We start from the raw sequence: 23,818 nt of genomic DNA on the forward strand, positions 1-23,818 counted from the left end.
CCGGCGCGGCTACCCGCGCCCGCCTCGGGGAAACCACGCCGGCCGGGGACCCCGGAACCGGCCCGTCGATCACTGGCCCTCGCGCCCGAGGGCGAGCCGGCGTCGGGTGGGCGGGTCAGCCGCCGGCGAGGCCGGCGTCGGTGGCCGGGCGGGCGCCGGCGACGAACGCGTCCAGCTCCGCCCCGTGCAGCACGCCGCCGGGCACCGGGTCCCTCGCGACCCGGGCGGCGAGTCGGCGTACCGGGAGCCGGTCGGGGTGGTGGGCGGCGGCGAGCACCAGGTTGCCGTAGCGCCGGCCGCGCAGCATGCGCCGGTCCGCGACCAGGCAGACGTCGGCGAAGACGGCGCGCAGCGTGGCCACCTGGGTACGGGAGAAGACCAGCGGCGGCAGATCGGTGACGTTGACCAGGTAGACGCCGTCCGGGCGCAGCACCCGGGCCACCTCGGTGACGAACTCGACGCTGGCCGCCTGCGGGGGCATCTGGGCCGCCCGGTAGACGTCGGCGAGCACCAGCTCGTACCCGCCGGACGGCGCGTGGGTCACCGCGTCCCGGGCGTCGCCGACCTCCACGGCCACCTCGGCGGGCGTCGGCGGCAGCTCGCGGCGCACCAGCTCGACCACCGCCGGGTCCCGCTCGATCACCCGCTGCGGGGAGCCGGGCCGGGCGGCGGCCAGCCAGCGCGGCAGGGTGAGCGCCCCGCCGCCCAGGTGCAGGGCGGTCAGCGGCCGGCCCGGCGGCGCGGCCAGCTCGACCACCGCGGCCATCCGGCGGACGTACTCGAAGTGCAGGTGCCACGGGTCGGCCACGTCCACGTAGGACTGTTCCACCCCGGCGGCGAGCAGCGTACGCCCGGTCGGCCGGGCCCGGTCCACGACGATCTCCAGCCGCTCCGCGCTCCCCACGGCGGGCAACGGTACCCGGTGCGGGCCGGCGGGCGGGGTGCCCGCCGGCCCGGGGCGGCTCAGCCGGCGTTCACACCGGCACCCGCCTCGTCGATGGCGTCGTCGACCCGCCGGGCCAGGTCCACGTCCAGCGCGGTCACCCCGTCGACCTGCTGGGTCTGTACGGTCAGCACGGCGCTGTCCGCGTCGGGGCGGCCGATCTGCGGGCCGCGTCCGGTCTCGCCCCGGAGCTGGTCGAGGCGGTCGAGCACCCGGTCCAGGTTCCCCGCCGGCAGTTCGATGGTGCGCACCAGCGACTGCCGGTCGCTGGACCAGTACGGCAGCCGGGCGAGCGCGTCGCGCAACTCCTGCTCGTCCAGGGGCGCGGTGGCGGACGCCGGGCCCACCAGCCCACCGCCGGGCGACGGCGGCGCCAGCAGGTCCCGCAACCCGTCCGGTACGCGCAGCGACTCGACCAGGTCACCGTCGGCGTCGGCCAGCGCGGCCAGGGTCGCCTCGGCCTGGTAGCGCGCCTGCTCCGGGGTGAGGCGGCTGCGGCGGCCCACCTCGGCCAGGAAGCCGGGCAGGTCCCGGTGCCGTCCGACGCCCTCCACCGGCACCACGTCGTGCAGCTTCAGCGGCACCGCTTCGAGCAGCCGTTCGCGCGCGACCTCGTCCAGCGCGCAGGCGAGGGCGAGCACGGTCGCCTCGGCCGCCACCTTGGCGGTGGAGAAGTCCACCCCGGCGCGCCGGCTGACGTCGTCGACGAGATCCCGGTAGCCCAGCGTGGTCACGCGCCCGCCCGGGGCCTCGTCGGGCCGGGGCCGGGGGCGTTCCGGTACGCCGGCCGGCGGCGGCGCCGGACCGCCGCGCGTGGTGTTGGGCTTGTGCCGCCCGGCCGGCGGCGGGCCGGACCGTTCCCGCTGGTCCAGCGAGGTGACCTGCTTGGACGCGCTCAGGCTGGCGCCGGTCTGGCTGGGCCGCCGACCGCGTTCCCGGGCCTCCCGCGCCAGGGTCCGGCGGCGCTGGTTGTCGCCCTCCATCTGCTTGCGCATCGTCGCACCTCGTTCCTCGTCGGTTCCGCCTTCCGCGGCCCGCCTTCCCGGCGCCGCCGGGAAGGAAACGGCTGCCGTCGGCGGCCGGCGAGCTTCACTCGCCGGGGGTGAGGGCCGCTCACCCCGCGGTGTTCCACGATCGGGGTGGACCGGAAGACTTCCGACGCACGCGGAAGGGAAGGTCGTCATGAAGAGGATCATCGAGATCGTCCCCGCCCGCCCCGGCTGGTACGCACGGTGGCAGGTCACCCCGGAGGCCACCCGCTGTTACCCGGTGACGCTGTGGGCGCTGCTCGAAGAGGCTGACGGGACCGGCCGCGAGGTGGTCGGCGTCGACTGTGTGGGGCAGTGGCCCGGAGCGGACGACAACGAGGCCGGTGCCGACTTCGTCCGCTATCTCTTCCAGACGCCCGACTCCGGCACCCCCGACGACGCCGCGTCGCCCACGGAGGCGGAGCTGCGCGAGTCGGGGCCGCGCCGGCAGCCGGTCCCGGCCTCCTGAGCCACCCTCCCCGGCCCCCGACCCCTGGTCCCAGGGTCGGGGGCCCTCCCCTGCCCGCGCCGTGTCCCGGCCGGGTCGGCGGGCCGTGCCGGTGTCCGGGTCGACCGGTCCGGCCGGGGTGCCGATGTCGTGGCACCGGTGGTGGCCGGGAAGGCGCGTATACTTGCCGCGCTGCAAACGTCCGTCTTGCGGTAGGAGCGGGAGGGGCCACGGTGACGTTCACCGTCACGTACGGCCAGCGGGTCGGGGGCGCGGCCCGCCTCCGGCTCGCCGGCGAACTCGACCTGGGCACCGCCGCGGAGCTGAACGCCGCCATCGACCGCCTGGTCGCCGAGGGGCAGCGGGAGCTGCTGGTGGACCTCACCGAGCTGACCTTCTGCGACTCGACCGGCATCGCCGCGTTCGTCCGCGGCGACAACCGCGCCGCCGCCGTGGGCGGCTGGCTGCGGGTCACCGGGGCGACCGGCCGGGTCGCCCGGGTGCTCCAGGTGACCGGGCTGGCCGACGTCCTCCGCTACGAGGGGGAACGGCCCGACCGTCCGTGATCGGTTAGATTTCCCGCCAACGGGTGGCCGCCCGGTTCCTGGCGTCGAGACGAAGCAGGTGTCCCTTGGGTCCACGCACCCCGAGCCCCGTGCGCATCCTCGTGGTGGACGACGACCCGGGCGACGTCCTGATGATCGAGGAGGCGCTCGTGGACTCCGACGTCGAGAAGGTCATCGACGTGGTCAACGACGGCCAGGAGGCGATGGAGTTCCTTCGGCGCGAGGGGCGACACCGCGACGCCCGGCGCCCCGACGTCATCCTGCTCGACCTGAACATGCCCCGGATGGACGGCCGGCAGGTGCTCGGCGCGGTCAAGCAGGACGTCGACCTGCGGACCATCCCGATCGTCGTGCTGACCACCTCCAACGCCGACACCGACATCGTCGGCAGCTACACGTTGCAGGCCAACGCGTACGTGACGAAGCCGATCGACCTGGACGACTTCAACGACGTGGTGCACCGTATCGACGAGTTCTTCGGGCGTGTGGTGGTGCTGCCGAAGCGTTCCTGAGCCGCCGGCGCTCGGATGCTGAACATTTTTGGCGAACCGCCGCGGCCGTGGCCGCCACCCAGGAACATCGTCAGGTGGGGGAAGTGACACCAGCTGCCTGGGGGGCGACAGTATGAGTTTCTCCGTCGTTGACACCGGTTACGACCAGCGGCAGGTGGACTCCTGCCTCGATGAGCTGGGGCTCCGGTTGGTCCGGCTCGCGGCGCGCGCGGAGAGCGCCGCCGGCGTCGGCCGCGAGTGGGACCGGATCCGGCAGGAGGCGACGCAGCTCTGCGACTTCCTGCGCCGGCGTGCCGTGCCGGGCGACGAGGCGGCCGTGCGGGCCGGTGCGGCCATCGTCGAGCGGGAGGCCGCCGAGCTGCTGGCCCGGGCGCGCGGCGAGCTGGACGCCGCCCGCGAGGAGGCCCGCCAGGTCCGCGAGCAGGCGTACGCGGAGGCGCTGCGGGCGCGCCGCGACGTCGAGGCGGCGCTGCTGGCCCGCCGGCGGCGGGAGGCCCGGGTGGAGGAGATCCTGTCCGGGGTACGCGGGGAGACGGTGCCGGCGGACACCCCGACCGCCGCGGCCGGGGTGCCGGCTACCCGGGTGGCCGCGGCCGCTCCCGGCGACCCCGCGACCGGGCCGACCGAGCGGAGCGCAGCCTGAGCCTCGGCTCAGACCAGCGCGGCGACGACGGTGGTGGCGCGCTCCTCGTGCTGGGCGTACGCGTCGGGGTAGGCGGAGACCTGCACCGCCTGGGCCGCCTCGGTGAGGCTGAGGTCCGCCCAGCCGGGCACCTCGGCGAGCGCCGCGAAGAAGGCGCGGGCCGCGTACGCCGGCTGCATCAGCTCGGCGACCGTGCCCCAGCCGCTGCTCGGCCGCTGCTGGAACAGCCCTACCGAGTCGTGGTCGGAGCCGCTGCCCTGGTGCGGGTAGTTGTACGACTCCGGCAGCACGTCGCTGGCCAGGTTGTAGAGGTTGCTCTCCTGCATGGCGGTGGCGACGGCCACGACGAGCGCCCGGCGCGGCAGGTTCATGGCCCGTCCGGCGTCGACGATCACCTTGGCGTTGTCCATCTGGCGCTGGTCGAGGCCGGCGACCGGGCGGGGGCGCGCCGGCCGGCTGGGCTTCTTCGTCGCCTGCCTGGTGGGCTTCGGGCTCGGGGTGGCCGTCGGGCTCGGGGTGACCGGGACGGCCGCCACCGGCGGCGAAGTGCGCGTGAAGTCGCGGGAGGCGCGTTGCTCGGCAACGGCGCGGTCGGCCAGCGCCTCGTGGACCGGCTCGTGGCGCTGCCCGTTGTCCCGGGCGCCGACGACGCCGATCACGCCGAGGCAGCAGATCACGCCGGCCGCGAGAGCGATCCGGGCGGGCGTCGACGTGAGCGGGCCACGGCGGGGCGGTGCGACCCGGTGTCGCCCGTTCCTCCGTTCGGCCGATGTGGGGTCCATCGGCTGGCCACAGACGCAGGTCACGGTCAGGTTCTGCTGCGGGGGGTGGTCGGGGTGCACCCGCCGAGGCTAGAGAGCTTTCCGGCGCGGGCCACCGGGGTGATTGGTGGCTTGCGCCACAATTTGCCATGATCCACCCCCGCATTGCGCTCAGCGGATGACGAATGCCGTGCGACTGGCTTTTCGGGTTTGTCGGTAATAGCGGAAAGGGCGGATCGGGACGGTCTTATGATCCATCTCCCGGTGGCTCGCCTCGGCATCCACCGTTCGGCGGACGGGCACCCCCGCCACCTGGGGCGCGGCTCCTCGGCGGAGCGGCCGGGACGGCGGCGGCCCGGATCTGCCGGGATCCCGGCAACCGGGGGCCTCCCCTCTCGATACGATGCGGGCGGTGACGCAGAAGGCCGATGAACGGGCCGCCGGCGATCCGGCCGGTCGCCGGGGCCGGCGGGGGCTGGTGGTCACCGTCGTCGCCGTCCTGCTGGCCGTGCTCATCGCCGGCCACCGCGCGGTGCCCAACGTGCACGGCGTGGGCAGCCTGGTCGACAGCGCCACCCCGTTGCTCGGGCTGGGCGTACCCCTGCTCGGGCTCGCGGCGCTGCTGCGCCGCTCCCGGCTCGCGCTGCTGGCGGTGCTCGTCCCGGCGGTCGTCTGGGGCACCCTCTACGGCCGTGCCTGGCTGCCGCCGGCGGCTGCCGCCGGGCCGGCCTCGCTCCGGGTGGCCAGCCAGAACCTGCGCTCCGGGAACCCCGACCCGGCCGCCACGGTCGGCGCGCTCGCCGCCACCGACGCGGACCTGATCGGGTTGCAGGAGGTCGACGACGACGACCGGGTCGACGCCGCGCTGCGCCAGCGGTATCCGCACCGGGCCGCGGTGTCGACGGTCGCGCTGTGGAGCCGGTGGCCGATCCGCGACTCCGTCGGCGTGGACACCGGCCTGGGCTGGGACCGGGCGCTACGCGCGGTGGTCGCCGCCCCGCAGGGCGACCTCGTGGTGTACGTGGTCCACCTGGGCTCCGCCCGTGCCGGGCACACCGCCACCCGGGACGAGACCCTCGCCGCGCTGGCCGCCACCGTGCGGACCGACGACGCGTCCCGGCTGGTGGTGCTCGGCGACCTGAACACCGCCACCACCGACCGGGTGTTCGTCCCGCTCACCCGGCTGCTGCACGACGCGCAGGCCGAGGCCGGGCAGGGGTTCGGCTTCACCTGGCCGGCGGAGCTGCCGGTGGCCCGCCCCGACCACGTGCTCTACCGGGGGCTCACCCCCACCACGGCGGGCGTGCTGCACACCCCGGACAGCGACCACCGGGCGGTGACCGCCGCGTTCCGCTGGTGACGGGTCAGCGCCGCCCGTTCTCGGCGGGGGTGACGGTGAGCCGGTGCCGGCTGGTGTCGCCGCTGGAGAACGGCCAGAGCCGGTCGGCGTAGGCGACCAGGTCGGCCAGCTGCCCGCGGGTCAGCCCGGCGGAGGAGATCTCGGCGTGCACGTCGGCCCGGTACCGGCCGTCGTCGTCGCGGCCGAGCTTCGCCTCCGCGGTCACCTCGACCGTGTGCGCCTCGTCGGTGATCTCGGCGGCCGCCTCCACCGCGGCGTGGTGCAGGCAGGACGCGAACGCCGCGGCCAGCAACTGCTCGGGCGTCAGGCCGGTGCAGTGCGGCGCCAGCGGGGACGCCAGGGCCGTGGAGAGCCCGCCGTCCTCGGTGCGTACGTGACCCCCCGCGGCGGTCGCCGTGGCCTTCTCCGGCAGCCAGGAACTCGGATTCGCCATCGCGTTCCTCCCGTCACTCACCCGCCCGGCTACCCGGCCCCCGCACCGCGAAACAGGCCCGGTCCCATGGAGTCAGCGGCCCGCACCGGTCGGACCCGCGTCGGCGGCCATCGCCTCGGTCGCCTCGCCGGCCGCCCGGTCGGTCCACGGGGACACCGGGGCCGGACGCCGCCGCGGCGGCGTCACCAGCATCGGCACGTACACCCGGGCGTCCACCGCCTCGGCGAGCAGCAGCGCGGCCATCAGGCTGGTCGGCCGGGTCACCGGCGCCTCGGCCAGGCAGCGCCGGCACAGCTCGGCGATCTCGGCCGGCAGGCCGGGGATCTCCGGCAGCGGCTCCGGTGGTCGGCGTCGGCGCGCGCCGAGCAACTGGGTGGTGCTGCCGGCGGCGTACGGGAGCCGGCCGGTCAGGCAGTAGTAGAGCAGTACGCCGAGGGCGTACATGTCGGCGGCGGGGGTGGCCGGCTGCCGGTCGAGCTGCTCCGGCGCCAGGTACGCGGGCGTGCCCACCACGACGCCGTCCGGGGTGTGGTCGGGCGCCCCGGCCGGGGCGGCGATGCCGAAGTCGAGCACCTTCACCCCGGACGGGGCGAGGATGACGTTCGCCGGCTTCACGTCGCGGTGCACGATGCCGTGCGCGTGCGCGGCGGACAACGCGGCGCTCACCTCGGCGCAGACCCGCGCCGCGATCCGCCAGTCCAGCGGACCGTCCCGCAGGTGCTCGGCGAGCGTCTCGCCCTCGGCCAGCTCCATCACGATGTACGGCACCTCCCGGCCGTCCGCCGCCGCGGCCGTGCCGAAGTCGTGCACGCTGGCCACGTTCGGGTGCACGAGGCGGGCCGCGGAGCGGGCCTCCGCCCGGATCCGGTCGACCGAGGTGATCTCTCCGGCCAGCCCCGGGGAGATCAGCTTCACCGCGACGGTCCGGTCCAGCACGAGGTCGTGCGCCCGCCACACCTCCGACATCCCGCCGACGCCGACGCGCCGTTCGAGGTCGTACCGCCCGCCCAGGGTTCGCATCGACCTCTCCTCGTCCCGCCCCGCCCGGGGAACCGTTCCCCCGGCGTCGCGGATTCGCGGTACCCCCGCCCCGAGCAGGGCAAACCGCCGGGAGTTTCGCGGTGCGGGGGCGGCCGTCCCGGGGTAGCTTCCGGGCAGCGGTGCCGTGCCGGGGCGGGCCGGCGGAGGAAGCGGAGGGCAGCGGTGGCTCTGGTGCGCGTACGGTTCGTCGGCGGGCCCGCCGACGACCTGGTCCGGGACCTGCCGGCCGACCCGGCCGGGGCGCCACCGCAGCGGTGGATCATGCGCCATCCGGGCCGCCCCGCTCCGGGCGGCGGCGAGGCCGACCACCTCTACGAACGGGACCACCGCGACGGCTGGGGCACCTGGACCATGCGGTACGTGCGCACCGAACCGTTCGGCGCCACCGAGTGAACCGGTCCGGCCGGCCCGGACCGTCACCACCCGGCCCGCCGGGGCCGCACAGCTGGTACACAGGATCGGGACAGGCTCGGCACAGCGGACCCGCCCACGATGGGGGACATGGTCATGGAGGGGCAGGCCGCGCAGGGCCGGATCGAACTGCGCCGACCGGACGGCGAACCGGTGCGCGTACTCGTGGTGGACGACGAACCCACGCTGACCGACCTGCTCTCGATGGCCCTGCGCTACGAGGGCTGGCAGGTGACCACGGCCGGCAACGGGATGGCCGCGATCAGCGCCGCCCGGCAGTTCAGGCCGGACGCGGTGGTGCTCGACGTCATGCTCCCGGACCTGGACGGTTTCCAGGTGCTGCGCCGGCTGCGCGAGGACACCCCGACCGTGCCGGTGCTCTTCCTGACCGCCAGGGACGCGGTGGAGGAGCGGATCGCCGGGCTCACCGTCGGCGGTGACGACTACGTCACCAAGCCGTTCAGCCTGGAGGAGGTGATCGCCCGGCTGCGCGCCCTGCTGCGCCGCTCCGGGTTCGCGGTCGCCACCCGCGAGGAGGCCGTGCTCACCGTCGGCGATCTCACCCTCGACGAGGACAGCCACGAGGTACGCCGCGGCGGCGACCTGATCACCCTCACCGCCACCGAGTTCGAGTTGCTGCGCTACCTGATGCGCAACCCGCGCCGGGTGCTGAGCAAGGCGCAGATCCTCGACCGGGTCTGGAACTACGACTTCGGCGGCCAGGCCAACGTGGTCGAGCTGTACATCTCGTACCTGCGCAAGAAGATCGACGCGGGCCGCGAGCCGATGATCCACACACTGCGGGGCGCCGGGTATGTCCTCAAGCCCGCGGAGTGAGCGGGCCGGACGGCTGCGTGGCTGGCTGGCCGGCTGGTCGCTGCGCCGCCGCCTGGTGCTTTCCGTGGTGGCGCTGCTCGCCCTGGTCAGCGTCGGCATCGGCGGCCTGACCACGGTCGCCCTGCGGCACTTCCTGGTGGCCCAGGTCGACAACCAGCTCACCGGGGACCAGCCGCGCCGGCAGGACCGCCGGACGTCCCCGTTCGACCTGCCCCAGTGGCGGGAGGGCAACGTCCCCCTCGGGGTGCCGCCCGGCTTTCCGCAGGACTCCATCTCCGCCAAGATCGTCAACGGGCGGGTCGTCCAGGCCAGCCGACTGACCGCCGCGAACGCCGTCCCGCTGTCGGCCGGCGAGGTGACCGCGCTGACCCGGGTGCCCGCCGACAGCCGGCCACACTCCGTGGCCCTCGACGATCGCGGGGACTACCGGGCGGTGGCCCGCCAGGTGCCCGACGGCGACGTGCTGGTCTTCGCCATCCCGCTCGCCTCGGTGGAACAGACGGTCATGTGGATGATGGTCGCCCAGGCGGGCGTGGTCACCGCCGGGCTGCTCATCGCCGGCAGCCTCGGCGCGCTGATCGTCCGGGCCACGCTGCGCCCGTTGAACCGGGTCGCCGCCACCGCCAGCCGGGTCACCGAGCTGCCGCTGGACCGCGGCGAGGTGGCGCTGTCGGTCCGGGTGCCGGCGGCCGACACCGATCCACGGACCGAGGTGGGGCAGGTGGGCGGCGCGCTCAACCGGATGCTCGGCCACGTCGCCGCCGCGCTCGCCGCGCGGCAGGCCAGCGAGACCCGGGTACGCCAGTTCGTCGCCGACGCCAGCCACGAGCTGCGTACCCCCCTGGCGGCGATCCGGGGATACGCCGAGGTGGCCCGCCGGGGTCGCGACGAGGTCCCGCCCGACGTGGCGCACGCGCTGCGCCGGGTGGAGTCGGAGAGCACCCGGATGACCAGCCTCGTCGACGACCTGCTGCTGCTCGCCCGGCTCGACTCCGGCCGGCCCCTCGTGGCCGAGCCGGTCGACCTCACCGCCCTCGTGGTGAACGCGGTCAGCGACGCGCACGTGGCCGGCCCCGAGCACCGCTGGGAGCTGGACCTGCCCGACGAGCCGGTCACCGTCACCGGCGACGGGCACCGGCTGCACCAGGTGGTGGCCAACCTGCTCGCCAACGCCCGGGTGCACACCCCGCCGGGCACCACGGTCACCACCCGGCTCGCATCGGGGGCCGAAGGCGTCGTGCTGAGCGTCACCGACGACGGCCCCGGCGTCCCGGCCGAACTCCAGCCGGAGGTCTTCGAACGGTTCGCCCGCGGTGACAGCTCCCGGTCCAGGGCCCACGGCAGCACCGGCCTCGGCCTGGCCATCGTGGCCGCCGTGGTGGAGGCCCACCACGGGCGGGTCGAGGTGTCCAGCCGTCCCGGCCGTACGGTCTTCACGGTGCTGCTGCCGCGATCCACAGCCGACGCATAGGCCGTTCATGGGGCCGGGCCAGCGGCCCGAACGAGGCTGGCCGGCATGGACAGAACAGAGAGCCTGCTGACCGCGCCCACGCCGCAAGCGGCGGCCACCGACCCGGCCCCCGCCCCGGAACCGCTGCCCACGACAGTGGCGCGGGCGCCGTCCGGGCCGCCCCGCCGCGACCCGCGCTGGGCGCGACCGGCCCTGGTCGGACTGTTGCTGGCCACCGCCCTGCTCTACCTGTGGGGCCTGGGCGCTTCGGGCTGGGGCAACGCGTTCTACTCGGCGGCCGTGCAGGCCGGCTCGGAGAGCTGGAAGGCGTTCTTCTACGGCTCCTCCGACGCGGCCAATTCGATCACGGTCGACAAGACCCCCGCCGCGCTGTGGCTGATGGCGCTCTCCGTCCGGCTCTTCGGCCTGAGCAGCTGGTCGATCCTGGTGCCGCAGGCGCTGCTCGGGGTGGCCTCGGTCGGCGTCCTGTACGCCGCCGTCCGCCGCTGGTACGGCCCGGTCGCCGGCCTGGTGGCGGGCGCGGTGCTCGCGGTCACCCCGGTGGCCACCCTGATGTTCCGGTTCAACAACCCCGACGCGCTGCTGGTGTTCCTGCTGGTCGCCGCCGCGTACGCGACGACACGCGCGATCGAGACGGCGAGCACCCGGTGGATCATGCTGACCGGCGCGCTGGTCGGCCTCGGCTTCCTCACCAAGATGCTCCAGGCGTTCCTGGTGATCCCGGTCTTCGCCGGCGTCTACCTGCTGGCCGCGCCGACCGGCTTCTGGCGGCGGATCCGGCAGTTGCTGCTGTCCGGGCTGGCGGTGCTGGTCTCCGCCGGCTGGTGGGTGGCGGTCGTGGAGCTGGTCCCGGCCAGCGCCCGCCCCTACATCGGCGGCTCGCAGCACAACAGCATCCTGGAGCTGACCCTCGGCTACAACGGCCTGGGCCGGATCACCGGCAACGAGGAGGGCAGCGTCGGCCCCGGCCGGATGGGCGGCGGTGGCGGTGGTCCGTTCTCCGGGCAGACCGGACTGCTGCGGATGTTCGACGCCGAGGTCGGCGGGCAGATTTCCTGGCTGCTGCCGGCCGCGGTGCTGCTGCTGGTCGCCGGGCTGGTGCTGGCCGGTCGGGCGGCGCGTACCGACCGGACGCGGGCGGGACTGCTGCTCTGGGGTGGCTGGCTGCTGGTCACCGGGCTGATCTTCAGCCTGATGTCCGGGATCTTCCACCCGTACTACACGGTGGCCCTGGCCCCGGCGGTCGGCGCGCTGGTCGGCATCGGCGTGACCCTGCTGTGGCGGGCCCGAACCAGCCCGGTCGCCTCCGGCGCGACCGCCGCCGGGTACGTGCCGGCCGTCGCGTCCGGCCCGCTGCCCCCGATCACCGGCGTCCCGGCCCCGCCCGCCGCGTCCGACCCGGTGCCGCCGGTCGCCGGCATCCCGGCCCCGCCCCGGTCGGACGCGACCGCGCCGGCCGGTGCCCGGACCGTCCCGGGTCGGCGCCGGGCGCTGGCGGCCACCACGACGCTCGCCGTCACCCTGGCGGTCACCACCTGGTGGTCCTGGCGGCTGCTCGGCCGCAGCGTCGACTGGTACCCGTGGCTGCGTACCGTCGTGCTCCTGGTCGGCCTGGCCGTCGCCGCGCTGCTCGTGGTCGTCGACCGGCTGCCCCGCCGGGTGGCGCCGCTGCTGTTGGCGCTCGGCGCGGCGACCGCTCTCGCCGGCCCGGTCGCGTACTCCATCCAGACCGCGTCGACCCCGCACACCGGATCGATCCCCAGCGCCGGCCCGTTCGTGGCGCGCGACTTCGGCCCCGGCCGTGGCGGGTTTCCCGGCGGCGGCCAGTTCCCCGGCTTCCGAGGGGGCGGCGCGACCGGCGGCGAAGGGCAGGCCGGGCTGTTCCCCGGCCAGAACGGCGGCACGAGCCAGAACGGCCAGTTCCCGGCCTTCCCGGGTGGCGGTCCGAACGGCCAGCTCCCGGGTTTCCCCGGCGGCCAGAACGGCACCGGCCAGAACGGCGGCACCGGGCAGAACGGTGGGTTCCCCGGTTTCCCGGGTGGCCAGGGGCAGTTCCCGGGCGGCGGCCGGTCGGCGCGCGGCGGCGGCATGGGCGGGCTGCTCGACGCCCGTGAGCCGAGCGCGGAACTGAAGGCGCTGCTGACGGCCGACGCCGACGGATACACCTGGGTCGCCGCGACCGTCGGTTCGAACAACGCCTCCGGCTACCAGCTCGCGACCGAGCGGCCGGTGATGCCGGTCGGCGGCTTCAACGGCAGCGATCCGTCCCCGACCCTGGCCCAGTTCCAGCGGTACGTCGCCGACGGGAAGATCCACTACTTCATCGGCGGCGGCGGGTTCCGCGCCAACGGCGGCAGCAGCGCCTCGCAGGAGATCGCCACCTGGGTCGCCGACAACTTCTCCGCGCAGACCGTCGACGGCGTCACCGTGTACGACCTGAGCAGCGGAAGGGAGGGCTGACCGTGACCTGGACGAGCGAACCCCGGGCCGCGGTGCAGGCCCGACCGACGACGCCGACGGCCGTACTGGACGTGGTGGTTCCCGTCTACAACGAGGAGGCCGACCTCGGGCCCTGCGTACGACGGCTGCACGCCCACCTCACCGCGCACTTCCCGTACCCGTTCCGGATCACCGTGGCCGACAACGCCAGCGTCGACGGCACCCTCGCGGTGGCCGAGGCGCTCGCCGCGGAGCTGCCCGAGGTGAGCGTGCTGCACCTCGACGCCAAGGGCCGGGGCCGGGCGCTGCGGGCCGCCTGGTCCGCCTCACCGGCGCCGGTGCTGGCGTACATGGACGTGGACCTCTCCACCGACCTGGCGGCGGTGCTGCCGCTGGTGGCACCGCTCATCTCCGGCCACTCGGACCTGGCCATCGGCACCCGGCTGGCGCGGACCAGCCGGGTGGTCCGGGGCGCCAAGCGGGAGGTGATCTCGCGCGGCTACAACCTGCTGCTGCGCGGCACCCTCGCGGCCCGCTTCTCCGACGCGCAGTGCGGGTTCAAGGCGATCCGCGCCGACGTGGCCGTCCGGCTGCTGCCGCTGGTCCAGGACACCGGCTGGTTCTTCGACACCGAGCTGCTGGTCCTGGCGCAGCGGGCCGGCCTGCGCATCCACGAGGTGCCGGTGGACTGGGTGGACGACCCGGACAGCCGGGTGGACATCGTCGCGACCGCCGTGGCCGACCTGCGCGGCATCGGGCGGCTGGGCCGGGCGCTGCTGACCGGAGCGCTTCCCCTGGCGGAGCTGCGCGAGCAGCTCGGCCGGGCGCCGTTGCACCCGCCGCCGGCGCAGGTGCCGGTCGGGCTGCCCCGGCAGCTCGTACGGTTCGCCGCGGTCGGGGTGGCCAGCACGCTCGCGTACCTGGTGCTGTTCGTGCTGGTCCGGGGTCCGCTCGGGGCGCAGCCGGCGAACCTGCTGGCGCTGCTGGTCACCGCGGTGGCCAACACGGCCGCCAACCGGCGGCTCACCTTCGGCGTCACGGGCCGCCGCCACGCCGGCCGGCACCACCTCCAGGGGCTGCTCGCCTTCGCCCTCGGCCTGGCCCTGACCAGCGGTTCCCTGGCGCTCCTGCACGCCGCCGTGGCCACCCCGCCCCGGACGCTGGAACTGGCCGTGCTCATCGCCGCGAACCTCGCGGCCACCGCCCTGCGCTTCCTCCTGCTCCGCCTGGCCATGCACCACCGCAGCCCCTGACCGTCCCGCCCCACCTCGTCCGGCCGATCAGGAGGTTGTTGTCGCGACCCGCCGGAAGGCCCGACCACGACGTCGTGATCAGCGGGGTCGGTGGGCGCGTGGCAGGGTGGGGGAATGTATCGGGAGGGGGCGGCGGCGGGGATCCCCGGGGCGGTGGTGTGGGAGAGCATCGCCGCCGGTGGGGCGGCGACCCGGGTGCTGCCGGACGGGTGCCTGGACCTGCTCTGGTCCAGCCGGGCCGGCCTGCTGGTCGCCGGTCCGGACCGGACCGCCCACCTCTCCGGCAGCGCACCCGGCGAGCGGTGGGTCGGGCTACGCCTGCCACCCGGCACCGGACCCGCCGTCCTCGGCGTTCCCGCCGACGCGTTGCGGGACCGCCGCGTCCCGCTCGCCGACTTGTGGGGCCGCGCCGCCGTCGAGTTGGCCGACCGGCTGGCGGTGACCGTCGAGGCCGACCACCCGCGACGGCCCGGCGTGGCGGACGCCGCCGCCCCGGGTCGTGCCGGATTTTCGGCCGGGCCCCCGTCCCCGGGTCGTGCCGGGTCGTCGGCCGGGCCCGCCGTGCCGGCCACCGGTGTGGCGCCCGACTGGCCGGGCCGCACGGAGCCGGTGGCCGCCGCGCTGGAGGCGGTCGCGGTGGCGCGGCTGCGGGCCGCCGGCGGGCCCGACCCGCTCGGCGCGCGGGTCGCCGCCCGGCTGGCGGCCGGGGCCACCGTGGCGGCCACCGCCGCCGAGGTCGGCCTCGGCGCGCGGGCGCTGCACCGACGCAGCCGGACCCTCTTCGGGTACGGCCCGAAGACCCTCGCCCGCATCCTGCGGATGCGCCGCGCCCTCGACCTGGCCCGCGCCGGCACCCCGTTGGCCGAGGTCGCCGCGCTGGCCGGGTACGCCGACCAGGCCCACCTCACCCGCGAGGTGAAGGAGTTCGCCGGGGTGTCCCCGACCCACCTCCTGCCCGCCCGCCACGCCTGACGGGGGTGCCGGCGTCAACCAGGTGTCCTCGCTACAGCGGGGCGAACAGGTCGACGCCGTTTCCGTCCGGGTCGTGCACGACCGCGTACCGCTGGCCCCAGACGGCGTCCCAGGGCGGCAGGTGGCCGTGGTGGCCGGCCGCGGTCAGTTCGGCGTACCAGCGGTCGACCTCGGCGGGGTCGGCACAGCGGAAGGCCAGGTTAACCCGGGGGCTTCCGGTCGCCGGGGTGTGGTCGGGGTCGAAGGTGCGGACCATCTCGACCGTGTCCCACGCCAGCCGGACGCCGTTGTCCAGGGTGATCTCCACGTGTGCTTCGCGCTCCGCGCCGGGCGGGATCGCCAGCCCGAGCCGGCGGTAGAAGTCCAGAGTGCGGCCCATGTCGGTGACGGCCATGCCGATCAGGTCGAGATGCGGTGTCATGGCCGCAACGGTAGGGGCGGGCGGGTCGGGGCGTCTTGAACGGAACGGACGTGGGTGGAGTGTCGGGTGTGCCCGACACCGCCGACTTCGGCGGCGTACGGTGGAGGGCAAGTCCGGCTTAAAGGTCGAAAGCCCCTATATCGGGCCGGCCTTCATCAACGGCGAGGGAAGGGGGCAGCCGTGACGCACCTGGCCTACCTGGATGCGGGTTCCGGCAGCCTGATCGTGCAGGCGGTGGTCGGCGGGGTGGCCGGCGCGGCGGTGGCCGCCAAGCTCTACTGGCGACGGCTGGTGGCCCGGTTCCGCCGGCAGCCCACCGACCGGAGCTGACCGGCGTGGCCGTCTCCGACGCCGACGCCCGGGTGGAGCCGGGCTCCTTCCGTGACCCGGGCAACCGGGTCTTCCACCGTCGCGGCGAGGTGCTGCGCGGCCTCGACGAGCGGTCCACCCGCGACTGGCGGGCCCTCGCCGCCAGTGACTTCTTCCGGGACCTGCTCGCCGCCGGCAAGGTGTGCGGCACCGAGGAACTGCTCCCGACCCCGGTCGACCTGCCCTGGGCCACGGTGCTGCGGCACGAGCGCATCCCGTTCGTCTCGCACCCCTACGAGTGGTCGTACGGGATGCTGCGCGACGCCGCGCTGCTGCACCTGGAGGTCCTGCGGTCGGCGGTGACCGCCGGCTTCACCACCAAGGACGGCTCGGCGTACAACCTCCAGTGGCGGGGCGCCACGCCGGTCTTCATCGACGTCGGCTCGTTCGAGCCGGCCCGCGACGGGGAGCCCTGGGCCGGATACCGGCAGTTCTGTCAGACCCTGCTCTATCCGCTGCTGCTCCAGGCCCACCTCGGGCTGGACTTCCAGCCCTGGCTGCGGGCCCGGATCGACGGCATCGAGCCGGAGCAGATGCGCCGCCTCTTCTCCGGCGCCCGCCGGCTGCGCCCCGGCGTACTCACCCACGTCCACCTGCACGGCGCGATGCAGGACCACCACGCGCACGCCAGCACCAGCGACGTCCGCGCCCAACTGCGGGCCGCCGGCTACTCCCGGGAACTGGTCCTGGCGACCGTACGCGGCCTCGAGAAGCTGGTCCGCCGGCTGGACGTCCGGCCGGGGGAGAGCCACTGGTCGGACTACCAGCGCACCTGCGCGTACTCGGTGCCGGACCGGCGGGCGAAGGAGGACTTCGTCGACCGGGCGGCGGAGGTGACCGTACCGGGGCTGGCGCTCGACCTGGGCGCCAACGACGGCCGGTACGCCCGGATCGCCGCCCGGCACGCCGACCACGTGGTCGCGGTCGAGCAGGACCCGACGGTGGTCGACGCGCTCTACCGCGTGCTGCGCGACGAGCGGGAGCGGCGGATCCTGCCGCTGGTGATGGACCTGGCCGACCCGTCGCCGGGCGGGGGCTGGCGGGGTGTCGAGCGGGCCGGCTTCGCCGACCGGGCGCGGGCCGACCTGGTCCTCGCCCTGGCGCTGGTGCACCACCTGGCGATCGGCCGGAACGTGCCGCTGGTCGAGGTGCTGGACCAGTTCGCCGGGCTGACCGTACCGGGCGGCACGCTGGTGGTGGAGTTCGTCCACCCCGAGGACCCGATGGCCCGGCGGCTGCTGGCCAACAAGCCGGACGGGCTCTTCCCGGACTACCGGCGCGAGGGGTTCGAGCGGCTGCTCGTGGCGCGCGGCCGGATCGTCCGCCGGGTCGAGCTGCCGTCCGGCACCCGGACGCTCTACCAGGTGGTGACAGGTGGCTGAGCAGACTCTCGCACCCCCCGAGGTACGCCCGGTCGCGCCGCCGCCGTCCGGCCGTCGCGGCGACTGGCGCGACGAACTGGGCCGGCTGCTGGAGGTGGTGGCGCTGGTCGGGCTGGTGGTCACCCAGCCGCTGCTGGACGTGCTGGGCCACAGCCCGGACTTCTTCCTGTTCCACCGCGCCTCCCCGGCCGACGTGCTGCTCCTGGTGGCCCTGATCGCCATCGCGCCGACCGTGCCGTTCGCACTGCTCGGCGCGGTCAGCCTGCTGGTCGGCCGGATCGTCCGGGCGGTCGTGCACACCCTCGTGGTGGGGCTGCTGCTGGCCGCCCTCGCCGTCCAGGTGGGACGGCACACGACGCCGCTGCGTGGCGCACCGCTGCTGCTGGCGGCGGGCGTGGTCGGCGCCGCCGCGGCGGTCGCGCACCGGCGCTGGCGGGCCCCGGGCCGGGTGCTGCGGCTGGCCGCCGCCGGACCGGTGGTCTTCGTCGCCCTCTTCGCCTTCGCCTCGCCGGCCTCGGCGGTGGTGCTGCCGAAGGGCCACGGCGGGGCCGCCGGGGTGGCCGGCGCCGGCGCCCACCCGCCGGTGGTCATGATCGTGCTGGACGAGCTGCCGCTGGTCTCGCTGCTCGGCCCGGACGGGCGGATCGACGCCACCCGGTACCCGCACTTCGCCGAACTCGCGAACGGCTCGACCTGGTACCGGAACGCCACCGGGGTGAGCGGCTGGACGCCCTACGCGCTGCCGGCGATGCTGACCGGCCGCTACCCGGCCGAGTCGGTGGCCCCGCACTACTCGCAGTACCCGGACAACCTCTTCACCGCCCTCGGCGGGCTGTACGAGATCAAGGCCGAGGAGAGCATCACCCGGCTCTGCCCGCCCAGCCGCTGCGAGCAGCCGGCCAGCCCGGAGCAGGGGCTCGGCGTCCTGGTGCGGGAGAGCGGCAAGCTGCTGCGCCAGGTCGCCGCGCCGGTGGACAGCCGGATCGACCCGGAGAACTCGTACCGCGAGCTGACCCGGGCCGAGGCGGGGCTGGACGCCGCCGAGCCGGTCCCGGCGGACCCGAAGTTCCGCTGGGACGCCCTGAACGCCAACCAGCCGGCCCGGTTCACCAGCTTCCTCGCCGGGCTGCGCCCGTCGTCCCGGCCCACCCTGCACTTCCTGCACCTGCTGATGCCGCACGCGCCGTGGGCGTACCTGCCGTCCGGTGCGCAGTACGCCGCGCCGGAGGACCTGCCCAACGACGGTGCCGGCTGGGTCGACCTGGCCCGCCAGCGGCACCTGGCCCAGCTCGGCTACACCGACCGGCTCATCGGCGAGACGCTGCGTACGCTGCGGGCCAGCGGGCTCTACGACAAGGCCCTCATCCTGGTCACCGCCGACCACGGGGTGAGTTTCCTGCGGGACTGGCAGGGCCGGGGGATGGACGCCATCAACCACGCCGCCGACCAGGTCGCCTGGGTGCCGATGTTCCTCAAGGAGCCCGGCCAGCAGGCCGGCCGGATCGACGACCGGAACTGGCAGCACGTCGACCTGCTGCCCACCATCGCCGACGAGACCCACGTCAGCGTCCCGTGGCGGGTGGACGGCCGCTCGGCGAAGCAGGCCCCGCGCGAGCAGGCCGAGAAGCTCTTCTACGACCGCCCCGGCGAGCCGGTACGGATCGGCGGCGGGGTGCCGTCGTCGCCCGCCCCGGTCGCCCCGGACCCGTTGGTCGGCACTCGGGTCGGCGACAAACCCGCCGGCGGTACGGCCACCGTGGCGAACCTCGCCGCGTTCCGCGCCGTCGACCCCGCGACCGGCGAACTGCCCGCCCTGGTGTGGGGCACCGTGCCCGCCTCGGTGCCGAACGGGACGAAGCTCGCGGTGGCGGTCAACGGCACCGTCGGCGCGGTCGTCCCGGTCGTCCCGCCCGACAAGGGGGGCCGACGGTTCGCCGCCTTCCTCCCGGACGACCGGCTCTTCGCCGCCGGGGCCAATCGCCTGGACATCTACCGCGTGGGCGCCGACGGTAGCCTGCGCAGCCTCCGCCTGTCCTGACCGCTTCCACCCCGTTCATCAGCCTGCCCGACCACCCCGGCTTTCGCCGGGGTGGTCGGGCGTGCACCGGGTTTCCGAGCCCGCCGGTCGGGAATCGGGTGACGCATACCTCACCACCGAACCACCACGAGCGGTGTCCTCCAGACCGTAAGTACGGTAAAAGCGAAGGCAACTCAACGAAGATCTTGCCGGCGAAGCGAGGAACAGATGACGGAAGTCAAGCTCGACCACCCTGGTGGCCAGCTGTCGATGCCGGTGCAGTCCGCGGTCGAGGGCCCCGGCGGAATCAAGGTGGGCACCCTGCTCAAGGAAACCGGGATGACGACCTACGACCCCGGTTTCGTGAACACCGCGTCCTGCTCGTCCGCGATCACCTACATCGACGGTGACGCGGGCATTCTGCGGTATCGGGGCTACCCGATCGAGCAGCTGGCCGAGAAGTCCTCCTTCCTGGAGGTCTCGTACCTGCTGATCTACGGCGAGCTGCCGACCCAGCAGCAGCTGACCGAGTTCAGCGAGCGGATCCGGCGGCACTCCCTGCTGCACGAGGAGATGCGCCGCTTCTTCGACGGCTTCCCGCGCGACGCGCACCCGATGGCCGTGCTCTCCTCGGCGGTCAGCGCGATCTCGACCTTCTACCAGGACAGCCTGGACCCGTTCGACTCCGAGCACGTGGAGATGTCCACGGTGCGGCTGATGGCGAAGGTCCCCACCATCGCCTCGTACGCGTACAAGAAGTCGATCGGCCAGCCGCTGCTGTACCCGGACAACTCGCTGGGCTACGTCGAGAACTTCCTGCGGATGACCTTCGGCGTGCCGGCCGAGCCGTACGAGGTCGACCCGGTGGTGGCCCGGGTGCTGGACATGCTGTTCATCCTGCACGCCGACCACGAGCAGAACTGCTCCACCTCGACCGTGCGCCTGGTCGGCTCCAGCAACGCCAACCTCTTCGCCTCGGTGTCGGCCGGGGTGAACGCGCTGTTCGGCCCGCTGCACGGCGGGGCCAACCAGGCCGTGCTGGAGATGCTCCAGGGGATCCAGGCCGACGGCGGCGACGTCCGCTCCTTCGTGCAGAAGGTGAAGGACAAGCAGGCCGGCGTGAAGCTGATGGGCTTCGGCCACCGGGTCTACAAGAACTACGACCCGCGCGCCGCGATCGTGAAGAAGGCGGCCCAGGACGTGCTCGGCCGGATGGCCAAGCCGGACCCGTTGCTGGACCTCGCGGTGCAGTTGGAGGAGATCGCCCTCGCCGACGACTTCTTCGTCTCCCGGCGGCTCTACCCGAACGTGGACTTCTACACCGGCCTGATCTACAAGGCCATGGGCTTCCCGACCAAGATGTTCACGGTGCTGTTCGCGCTGGGCCGGCTGCCCGGCTGGATCGCCCAGTGGCGCGAGATGATCAACGACCCGGAGACCAAGATCGGCCGTCCGCGGCAGATCTACACCGGCTACGCCGAACGGGACTACGTCCCCGCCGCCGAGCGCTGACCTCCGGCTGACGACGAAGGCCGCCGACCCCGCACGGGGCCGGCGGCCTTCTCGCGTACGAGGTGTGCGGGTCAGTGGCTCTTGTGGCCCGTGCCTCCGGTGACGGGCAGGTTGCCGAGCACCCGGTTGATGATGTGGATGCGGGCGTCGGCGGCCCGGTAGTCGGCGCAGACGGTGTCGGCCTTGTCGGCCAGCCGGGCGGTCGTCCCGCCGCCGGTGACCCTGATCTTCGAACCGGCGAGCGTGGTGACCTCGCCGGCGGCCTCCAGGTCGGCCAGCGACAGCGATCCGGCGACGAGGTGCTCGCGGAGCAGGTCGCGCAGCTTGTCCTTCTCGGCGATGAAGAGCTTGTCCACGTCGTCCTCGGAGAACTGCGCCTCGAACGCGTCGTCGCTGGGGGCGAGAATGGTCACCCCGGACGCGCGGTGCAGCTCGTTCGCCAGGCCGGCGGCCCGTACCGCCGACTCGAACGTGGTGAGGACGGGAATCCACTGCAGGGCCGCCTCGGGGGGCTCCTTGGTCAGCGATGCCGGGTTGCCCGGCTCGGTGCCCGTGGGCAGCGCGTCACACAGCGGCCCCTGGATGGCGACCGCCGCGGGCGCGCCCGCACCGCCGGCCGCTGCGGCCGCGCGGCTCTCCGACCCGCCGTCGGAGCAGCCCGTGCCGGCAAGCGTCAGGGACAGGCCCACCGCGGCGAGCGCGGCCAGCCGGCGTCGTGCACCGGGACGGCCCGGCCGACGAAGACGGGATGGTGCGGTGACGAACTGGTCCACTGCGTCTTCTCCAGGTCAAATTTGGCCGTACCGGCCGGACCGGCCCGAAGGCCGGCCCAGCCGGTACGACGTTCAGCGGGTTACAGACCGGCGCACTGGCCGCTCTTCGGACCCTGCACCGAGTTGGCCACCTCGAGGTTGAACGGAGCCGCGGCGTTACCGGCGCACTGCAGCGGGCCGGTAACCGTGTTGGCCGCCACCAGGGGCGCGCCGCCGCGGTTGTTCGACACCTCGACCGGGCCGGTCACCTTGGCATCGACGACGACCACCGGGCCGGCGGTCTCCGTGATCCGGACCGGGCCGTCGAACGTGCTGTTGGTCAGGAAGACACCCGCGGCGCCGTTGGCGTCCACCGGGCCGGTGAACGACGAGCCGGTCGCGACCAGCGTGGCGCCCGGCTGGACCCGGACCGGGCCGGTTACCGTGACGTCCTGCAGGCAGGCGAAGCCGGAGACGGTCAGCTTGCCGTTGTGCTTGCCGGTCAGGGTCGGGTACACCCGCTCGCCGGCCACCAGGTTCTCGGCGCCCTGCCCGTCGAGCAGCAGCGGGATCAGGCCCCGCTCCGGCTGGGTCAGCGGCACGACGTACCCGTCGGCGGTCTTGACGACCTGCCAGCCGTGCGAGGCGAGCCGCTCCGCGACGGTGGTGCGCAGGCCGGCCGGGCCGTCGGTACGGGCCCCGTTGTACTGCTCCTCGGTGAGCTTGTACGCGCACGGCGCGTTGTCGAGGATCTGGTTGGCGCCCGGGGCGTCGATCGGCGGCGGAGCCTCGCCCGGGTGCGGGGCCGGGTGGGCCGGGATCGGGCGGGACCCGCGGAAGACGATCCGGCCGGTGTTCGACACCTGGAACTTGATCGCCTCGGCCCGCGCCGTGGTGATCGCGTTCAGGTTCGCCCGGTGGTAGTCGAGGAACTGGTTGAACGTCCACAGCCCGGAGAAGGTCTTACGCCGCCGGTTGTTCGCCGTGTTGCCCTCGTCCGGGCGGGTGGTGCCGCCGGAGCTGCGCAGCTCCAGCAGCGAGTTGACGACGTTCTTGAGCCCGGCCGTGTTACGGAGGATCGTCTCCTCGCTCAGGCCCACGGCCCCGCCGCCGGAACACCCGTACGGGCACGGCCACCAGCCGTCCTTGGCGCCCTGGGTGTACATGTGGCCCTCGATCATGTGCTGCGACTCGTCGAAGATCGACTGGGCCACGTTCTGGTGCCGCGGCGGCAGCATGGGCAGGTCACCGGCGTTGGCGTTGCCGAACTCGTGCCCGTCGTAGCTGGCCACCGGGTGGTAGTCGCGCAGCATCCGCACGAACGCGGCGTTCTCCGGCTGGCGGATCAGCGAGTAGTCCCGGTTCAGGTCCTGCCCGGTCGAGTTGCCCCGGGTGTTGGCCGCCCGGCCGTCGCCGTTGATCGTCGGCACGATCAGCACGGTGGTGTGCGACAGCAGGTCGATGGTGCGGGCGTCGTTGCTGAAGGCCAGCTGGCGCGCCATGATCAGGCAGGCTTCCCGGTCACCGGGCTCGTTGCCGTGCACGTTGCAGTTGATCAGCAGCGGCGAGGTGGCCGCCACGGCCGCCGCGGTGGCCGCCGGCTTCGGGTAGCCGAGGACGAACATGTTGATCGGCCGGCCGAGCACGGTCCTGCCGATCTCGGTCACCCGGACCCGGTCGCTGGCCGCCGCGAGCGCCTCGGTGTAGGCGTACTCGTTGACGTCGCTCGTGTACTGCGCCGCCAGGGTGGTCTCCCACTGGGTACGCAGGTTCTCGCCCGGCACGTTCGGGTCGCCCCAGGGGGCCGAGGTGGCGCCGGAGATCGGCTCCGAGTACGGCTGCGCGGTGGTCCCGAAGCGGGCGCGAACCCGCCACTGGAACCGGACGCCCGGGTTGAATCCCGAGTCGGCGAAGGTCGGCGACTCGTTGTTGATCTGGCGGTTCGGCCGCCAGACGCCGGTGATCACGGCAGCGCCGGTCGCCGACCCGTCGTCGGCGATCGGGGTGCGCTCGATCTGGTAGTCGGTGGCGCCGTCGACCGGCGTCCAGGCGAGGGTGGCGTAGCCGTCACCCTGCACGACCGACAGGTTCTGTACCTGGTTCGGTTCGGCCTGGGCGGCGACGCCGGCCGGTTCGGCGTAGGCGGGCGCGGGCGCGACCGCTGCCGCGAGGGTGGCGGCGAGCAGGACGGAGAAGATGGTCGTCCGTCTGTCTCTCATGGATGCTCCAGAACAGGTGGGATGACAC

23 protein-coding genes are annotated in these 23,818 nt (G+C 74.4%); 15 read left to right on the top strand and 8 right to left on the bottom strand.

Features of this window, described 5'->3' with window-relative positions:
* Positions 1–115: 115 nt before the first annotated feature.
* Positions 116–904 (bottom strand): spermidine synthase, encoded by a 789-nt coding sequence (locus tag GA0070621_RS06190; protein WP_091192263.1) that lies wholly within the window; start codon positions 902–904, stop codon positions 116–118.
* Positions 905–963: 59 nt separating this feature from the next.
* Positions 964–1,938, bottom strand: coding sequence for a DUF2267 domain-containing protein (locus tag GA0070621_RS06195; RefSeq protein ID WP_091192265.1), 975 nt, complete (start codon positions 1,936–1,938; stop codon positions 964–966).
* A gap of 187 nt (positions 1,939–2,125) precedes the next feature.
* Here GA0070621_RS06195 and GA0070621_RS06200 point away from each other — a divergent pair, with 187 nt between their 5' ends.
* The 4 genes from GA0070621_RS06200 to GA0070621_RS06215 all read left to right on the top strand — a co-directional run bounded on the left by GA0070621_RS06200 (position 2,126) and on the right by GA0070621_RS06215 (position 4,140).
* Complete coding sequence (locus GA0070621_RS06200; RefSeq protein ID WP_091192267.1) at positions 2,126–2,440, top strand: hypothetical protein; 315 nt, start codon at positions 2,126–2,128, stop codon at positions 2,438–2,440.
* Between the two features lie 212 nt (positions 2,441–2,652).
* Positions 2,653–2,985, top strand: a complete 333-nt coding sequence (locus tag GA0070621_RS06205; RefSeq protein WP_091192268.1) for an STAS domain-containing protein — start codon at positions 2,653–2,655, stop codon at positions 2,983–2,985.
* Between the two features lie 65 nt (positions 2,986–3,050).
* Positions 3,051–3,497, top strand: coding sequence for a response regulator (locus GA0070621_RS06210; RefSeq protein WP_091192270.1), 447 nt, complete (start codon positions 3,051–3,053; stop codon positions 3,495–3,497).
* Between the two features lie 112 nt (positions 3,498–3,609).
* Complete coding sequence (locus tag GA0070621_RS06215) at positions 3,610–4,140, top strand: ATPase (RefSeq protein ID WP_157739872.1); 531 nt, start codon at positions 3,610–3,612, stop codon at positions 4,138–4,140.
* Positions 4,141–4,148: 8 nt separating this feature from the next.
* On the opposite strand, the gene GA0070621_RS06220 is transcribed toward GA0070621_RS06215, so the two are convergent.
* Positions 4,149–4,982, bottom strand: coding sequence for a hypothetical protein (locus GA0070621_RS06220; protein WP_167666650.1), 834 nt, complete (start codon positions 4,980–4,982; stop codon positions 4,149–4,151).
* Positions 4,983–5,313: 331 nt separating this feature from the next.
* Here GA0070621_RS06220 and GA0070621_RS06225 point away from each other — a divergent pair, with 331 nt between their 5' ends.
* Positions 5,314–6,261 (top strand): endonuclease/exonuclease/phosphatase family protein, encoded by a 948-nt coding sequence (locus GA0070621_RS06225; RefSeq protein ID WP_167666651.1) that lies wholly within the window; start codon positions 5,314–5,316, stop codon positions 6,259–6,261.
* Between the two features lie 4 nt (positions 6,262–6,265).
* Here the strand turns inward: GA0070621_RS06225 and GA0070621_RS06230 are convergent, their stop codons facing one another.
* Positions 6,266–6,694 carry an OsmC family protein gene (locus GA0070621_RS06230; RefSeq protein ID WP_091192272.1) on the bottom strand — a complete coding sequence of 143 codons (429 nt, stop codon included), beginning with the start codon at positions 6,692–6,694 and terminating at the stop codon, positions 6,266–6,268.
* A 72-nt stretch (positions 6,695–6,766) separates the two neighbouring features.
* Positions 6,767–7,714: a serine/threonine-protein kinase gene (locus tag GA0070621_RS06235; protein ID WP_091192274.1), complete on the bottom strand. Its 948-nt coding sequence runs from the start codon at positions 7,712–7,714 to the stop codon at positions 6,767–6,769.
* Between the two features lie 183 nt (positions 7,715–7,897).
* On the opposite strand from GA0070621_RS06235, the gene GA0070621_RS06240 reads away from it, so the two are divergent.
* From GA0070621_RS06240 to GA0070621_RS06265, 6 genes are all read left to right on the top strand, one after another.
* Positions 7,898–8,128, top strand: coding sequence for a hypothetical protein (locus GA0070621_RS06240; RefSeq protein ID WP_091192275.1), 231 nt, complete (start codon positions 7,898–7,900; stop codon positions 8,126–8,128).
* A 114-nt stretch (positions 8,129–8,242) separates the two neighbouring features.
* Positions 8,243–8,983 (top strand): response regulator transcription factor, encoded by a 741-nt coding sequence (locus GA0070621_RS06245; protein ID WP_091202080.1) that lies wholly within the window; start codon positions 8,243–8,245, stop codon positions 8,981–8,983.
* On the top strand, positions 8,961–10,454 hold the full coding sequence (locus GA0070621_RS06250) for a sensor histidine kinase (protein ID WP_091192277.1): 1,494 nt from the start codon (positions 8,961–8,963) through the stop codon (positions 10,452–10,454). Before GA0070621_RS06245 ends, GA0070621_RS06250 begins: the two co-directional genes overlap by 23 nt.
* A 45-nt stretch (positions 10,455–10,499) precedes the next feature.
* The gene (locus GA0070621_RS06255; protein ID WP_091192278.1) at positions 10,500–12,914 is read left to right on the top strand and encodes an ArnT family glycosyltransferase; all 2,415 of its coding nucleotides are present in this window, start codon (positions 10,500–10,502) and stop codon (positions 12,912–12,914) included.
* A 2-nt stretch (positions 12,915–12,916) separates the two neighbouring features.
* Positions 12,917–14,146: a bifunctional glycosyltransferase family 2/GtrA family protein gene (locus GA0070621_RS06260; protein WP_091192280.1), complete on the top strand. Its 1,230-nt coding sequence runs from the start codon at positions 12,917–12,919 to the stop codon at positions 14,144–14,146.
* A gap of 114 nt (positions 14,147–14,260) precedes the next feature.
* Positions 14,261–15,118 carry a helix-turn-helix transcriptional regulator gene (locus GA0070621_RS06265; protein WP_091192281.1) on the top strand — a complete coding sequence of 286 codons (858 nt, stop codon included), beginning with the start codon at positions 14,261–14,263 and terminating at the stop codon, positions 15,116–15,118.
* 31 nt (positions 15,119–15,149) lie between these two features.
* On the opposite strand, the gene GA0070621_RS06270 is transcribed toward GA0070621_RS06265, so the two are convergent.
* The gene (locus tag GA0070621_RS06270; protein ID WP_091192283.1) at positions 15,150–15,539 is read right to left on the bottom strand and encodes a VOC family protein; all 390 of its coding nucleotides are present in this window, start codon (positions 15,537–15,539) and stop codon (positions 15,150–15,152) included.
* 180 nt (positions 15,540–15,719) lie between these two features.
* Between GA0070621_RS06270 and GA0070621_RS29850 the strand changes: the two genes are divergently transcribed.
* The 4 genes from GA0070621_RS29850 to GA0070621_RS06285 all read left to right on the top strand — a co-directional run bounded on the left by GA0070621_RS29850 (position 15,720) and on the right by GA0070621_RS06285 (position 20,819).
* Positions 15,720–15,869: a hypothetical protein gene (locus GA0070621_RS29850; protein ID WP_167666652.1), complete on the top strand. Its 150-nt coding sequence runs from the start codon at positions 15,720–15,722 to the stop codon at positions 15,867–15,869.
* A gap of 5 nt (positions 15,870–15,874) precedes the next feature.
* Positions 15,875–17,290, top strand: a complete 1,416-nt coding sequence (locus tag GA0070621_RS06275; RefSeq protein ID WP_091192284.1) for a class I SAM-dependent methyltransferase — start codon at positions 15,875–15,877, stop codon at positions 17,288–17,290.
* A complete protein-coding gene (locus GA0070621_RS06280) occupies positions 17,283–19,328 on the top strand; it encodes a sulfatase-like hydrolase/transferase (RefSeq protein WP_091192286.1) in 2,046 nt (681 codons plus the stop codon). The genes GA0070621_RS06275 and GA0070621_RS06280 overlap by 8 nt, the downstream gene beginning before the upstream one ends.
* 207 nt (positions 19,329–19,535) lie before the next feature.
* Positions 19,536–20,819, top strand: coding sequence for a citrate synthase (locus tag GA0070621_RS06285; RefSeq protein WP_091192289.1), 1,284 nt, complete (start codon positions 19,536–19,538; stop codon positions 20,817–20,819).
* 71 nt (positions 20,820–20,890) lie between these two features.
* Here the strand turns inward: GA0070621_RS06285 and GA0070621_RS06290 are convergent, their stop codons facing one another.
* Both GA0070621_RS06290 and GA0070621_RS06295 read right to left on the bottom strand, forming a co-directional pair.
* Positions 20,891–21,592: a fasciclin domain-containing protein gene (locus tag GA0070621_RS06290; RefSeq protein WP_091192290.1), complete on the bottom strand. Its 702-nt coding sequence runs from the start codon at positions 21,590–21,592 to the stop codon at positions 20,891–20,893.
* 80 nt (positions 21,593–21,672) lie between these two features.
* The gene (locus GA0070621_RS06295) at positions 21,673–23,790 is read right to left on the bottom strand and encodes a M14 family zinc carboxypeptidase (protein WP_091192291.1); all 2,118 of its coding nucleotides are present in this window, start codon (positions 23,788–23,790) and stop codon (positions 21,673–21,675) included.
* Positions 23,791–23,818: the final 28 nt, after the last annotated feature.

Origin of the sequence: Micromonospora narathiwatensis (genome assembly GCF_900089605.1) — a bacterium.
In the GTDB taxonomy this organism is placed as follows: domain Bacteria; phylum Actinomycetota; class Actinomycetes; order Mycobacteriales; family Micromonosporaceae; genus Micromonospora; species Micromonospora narathiwatensis.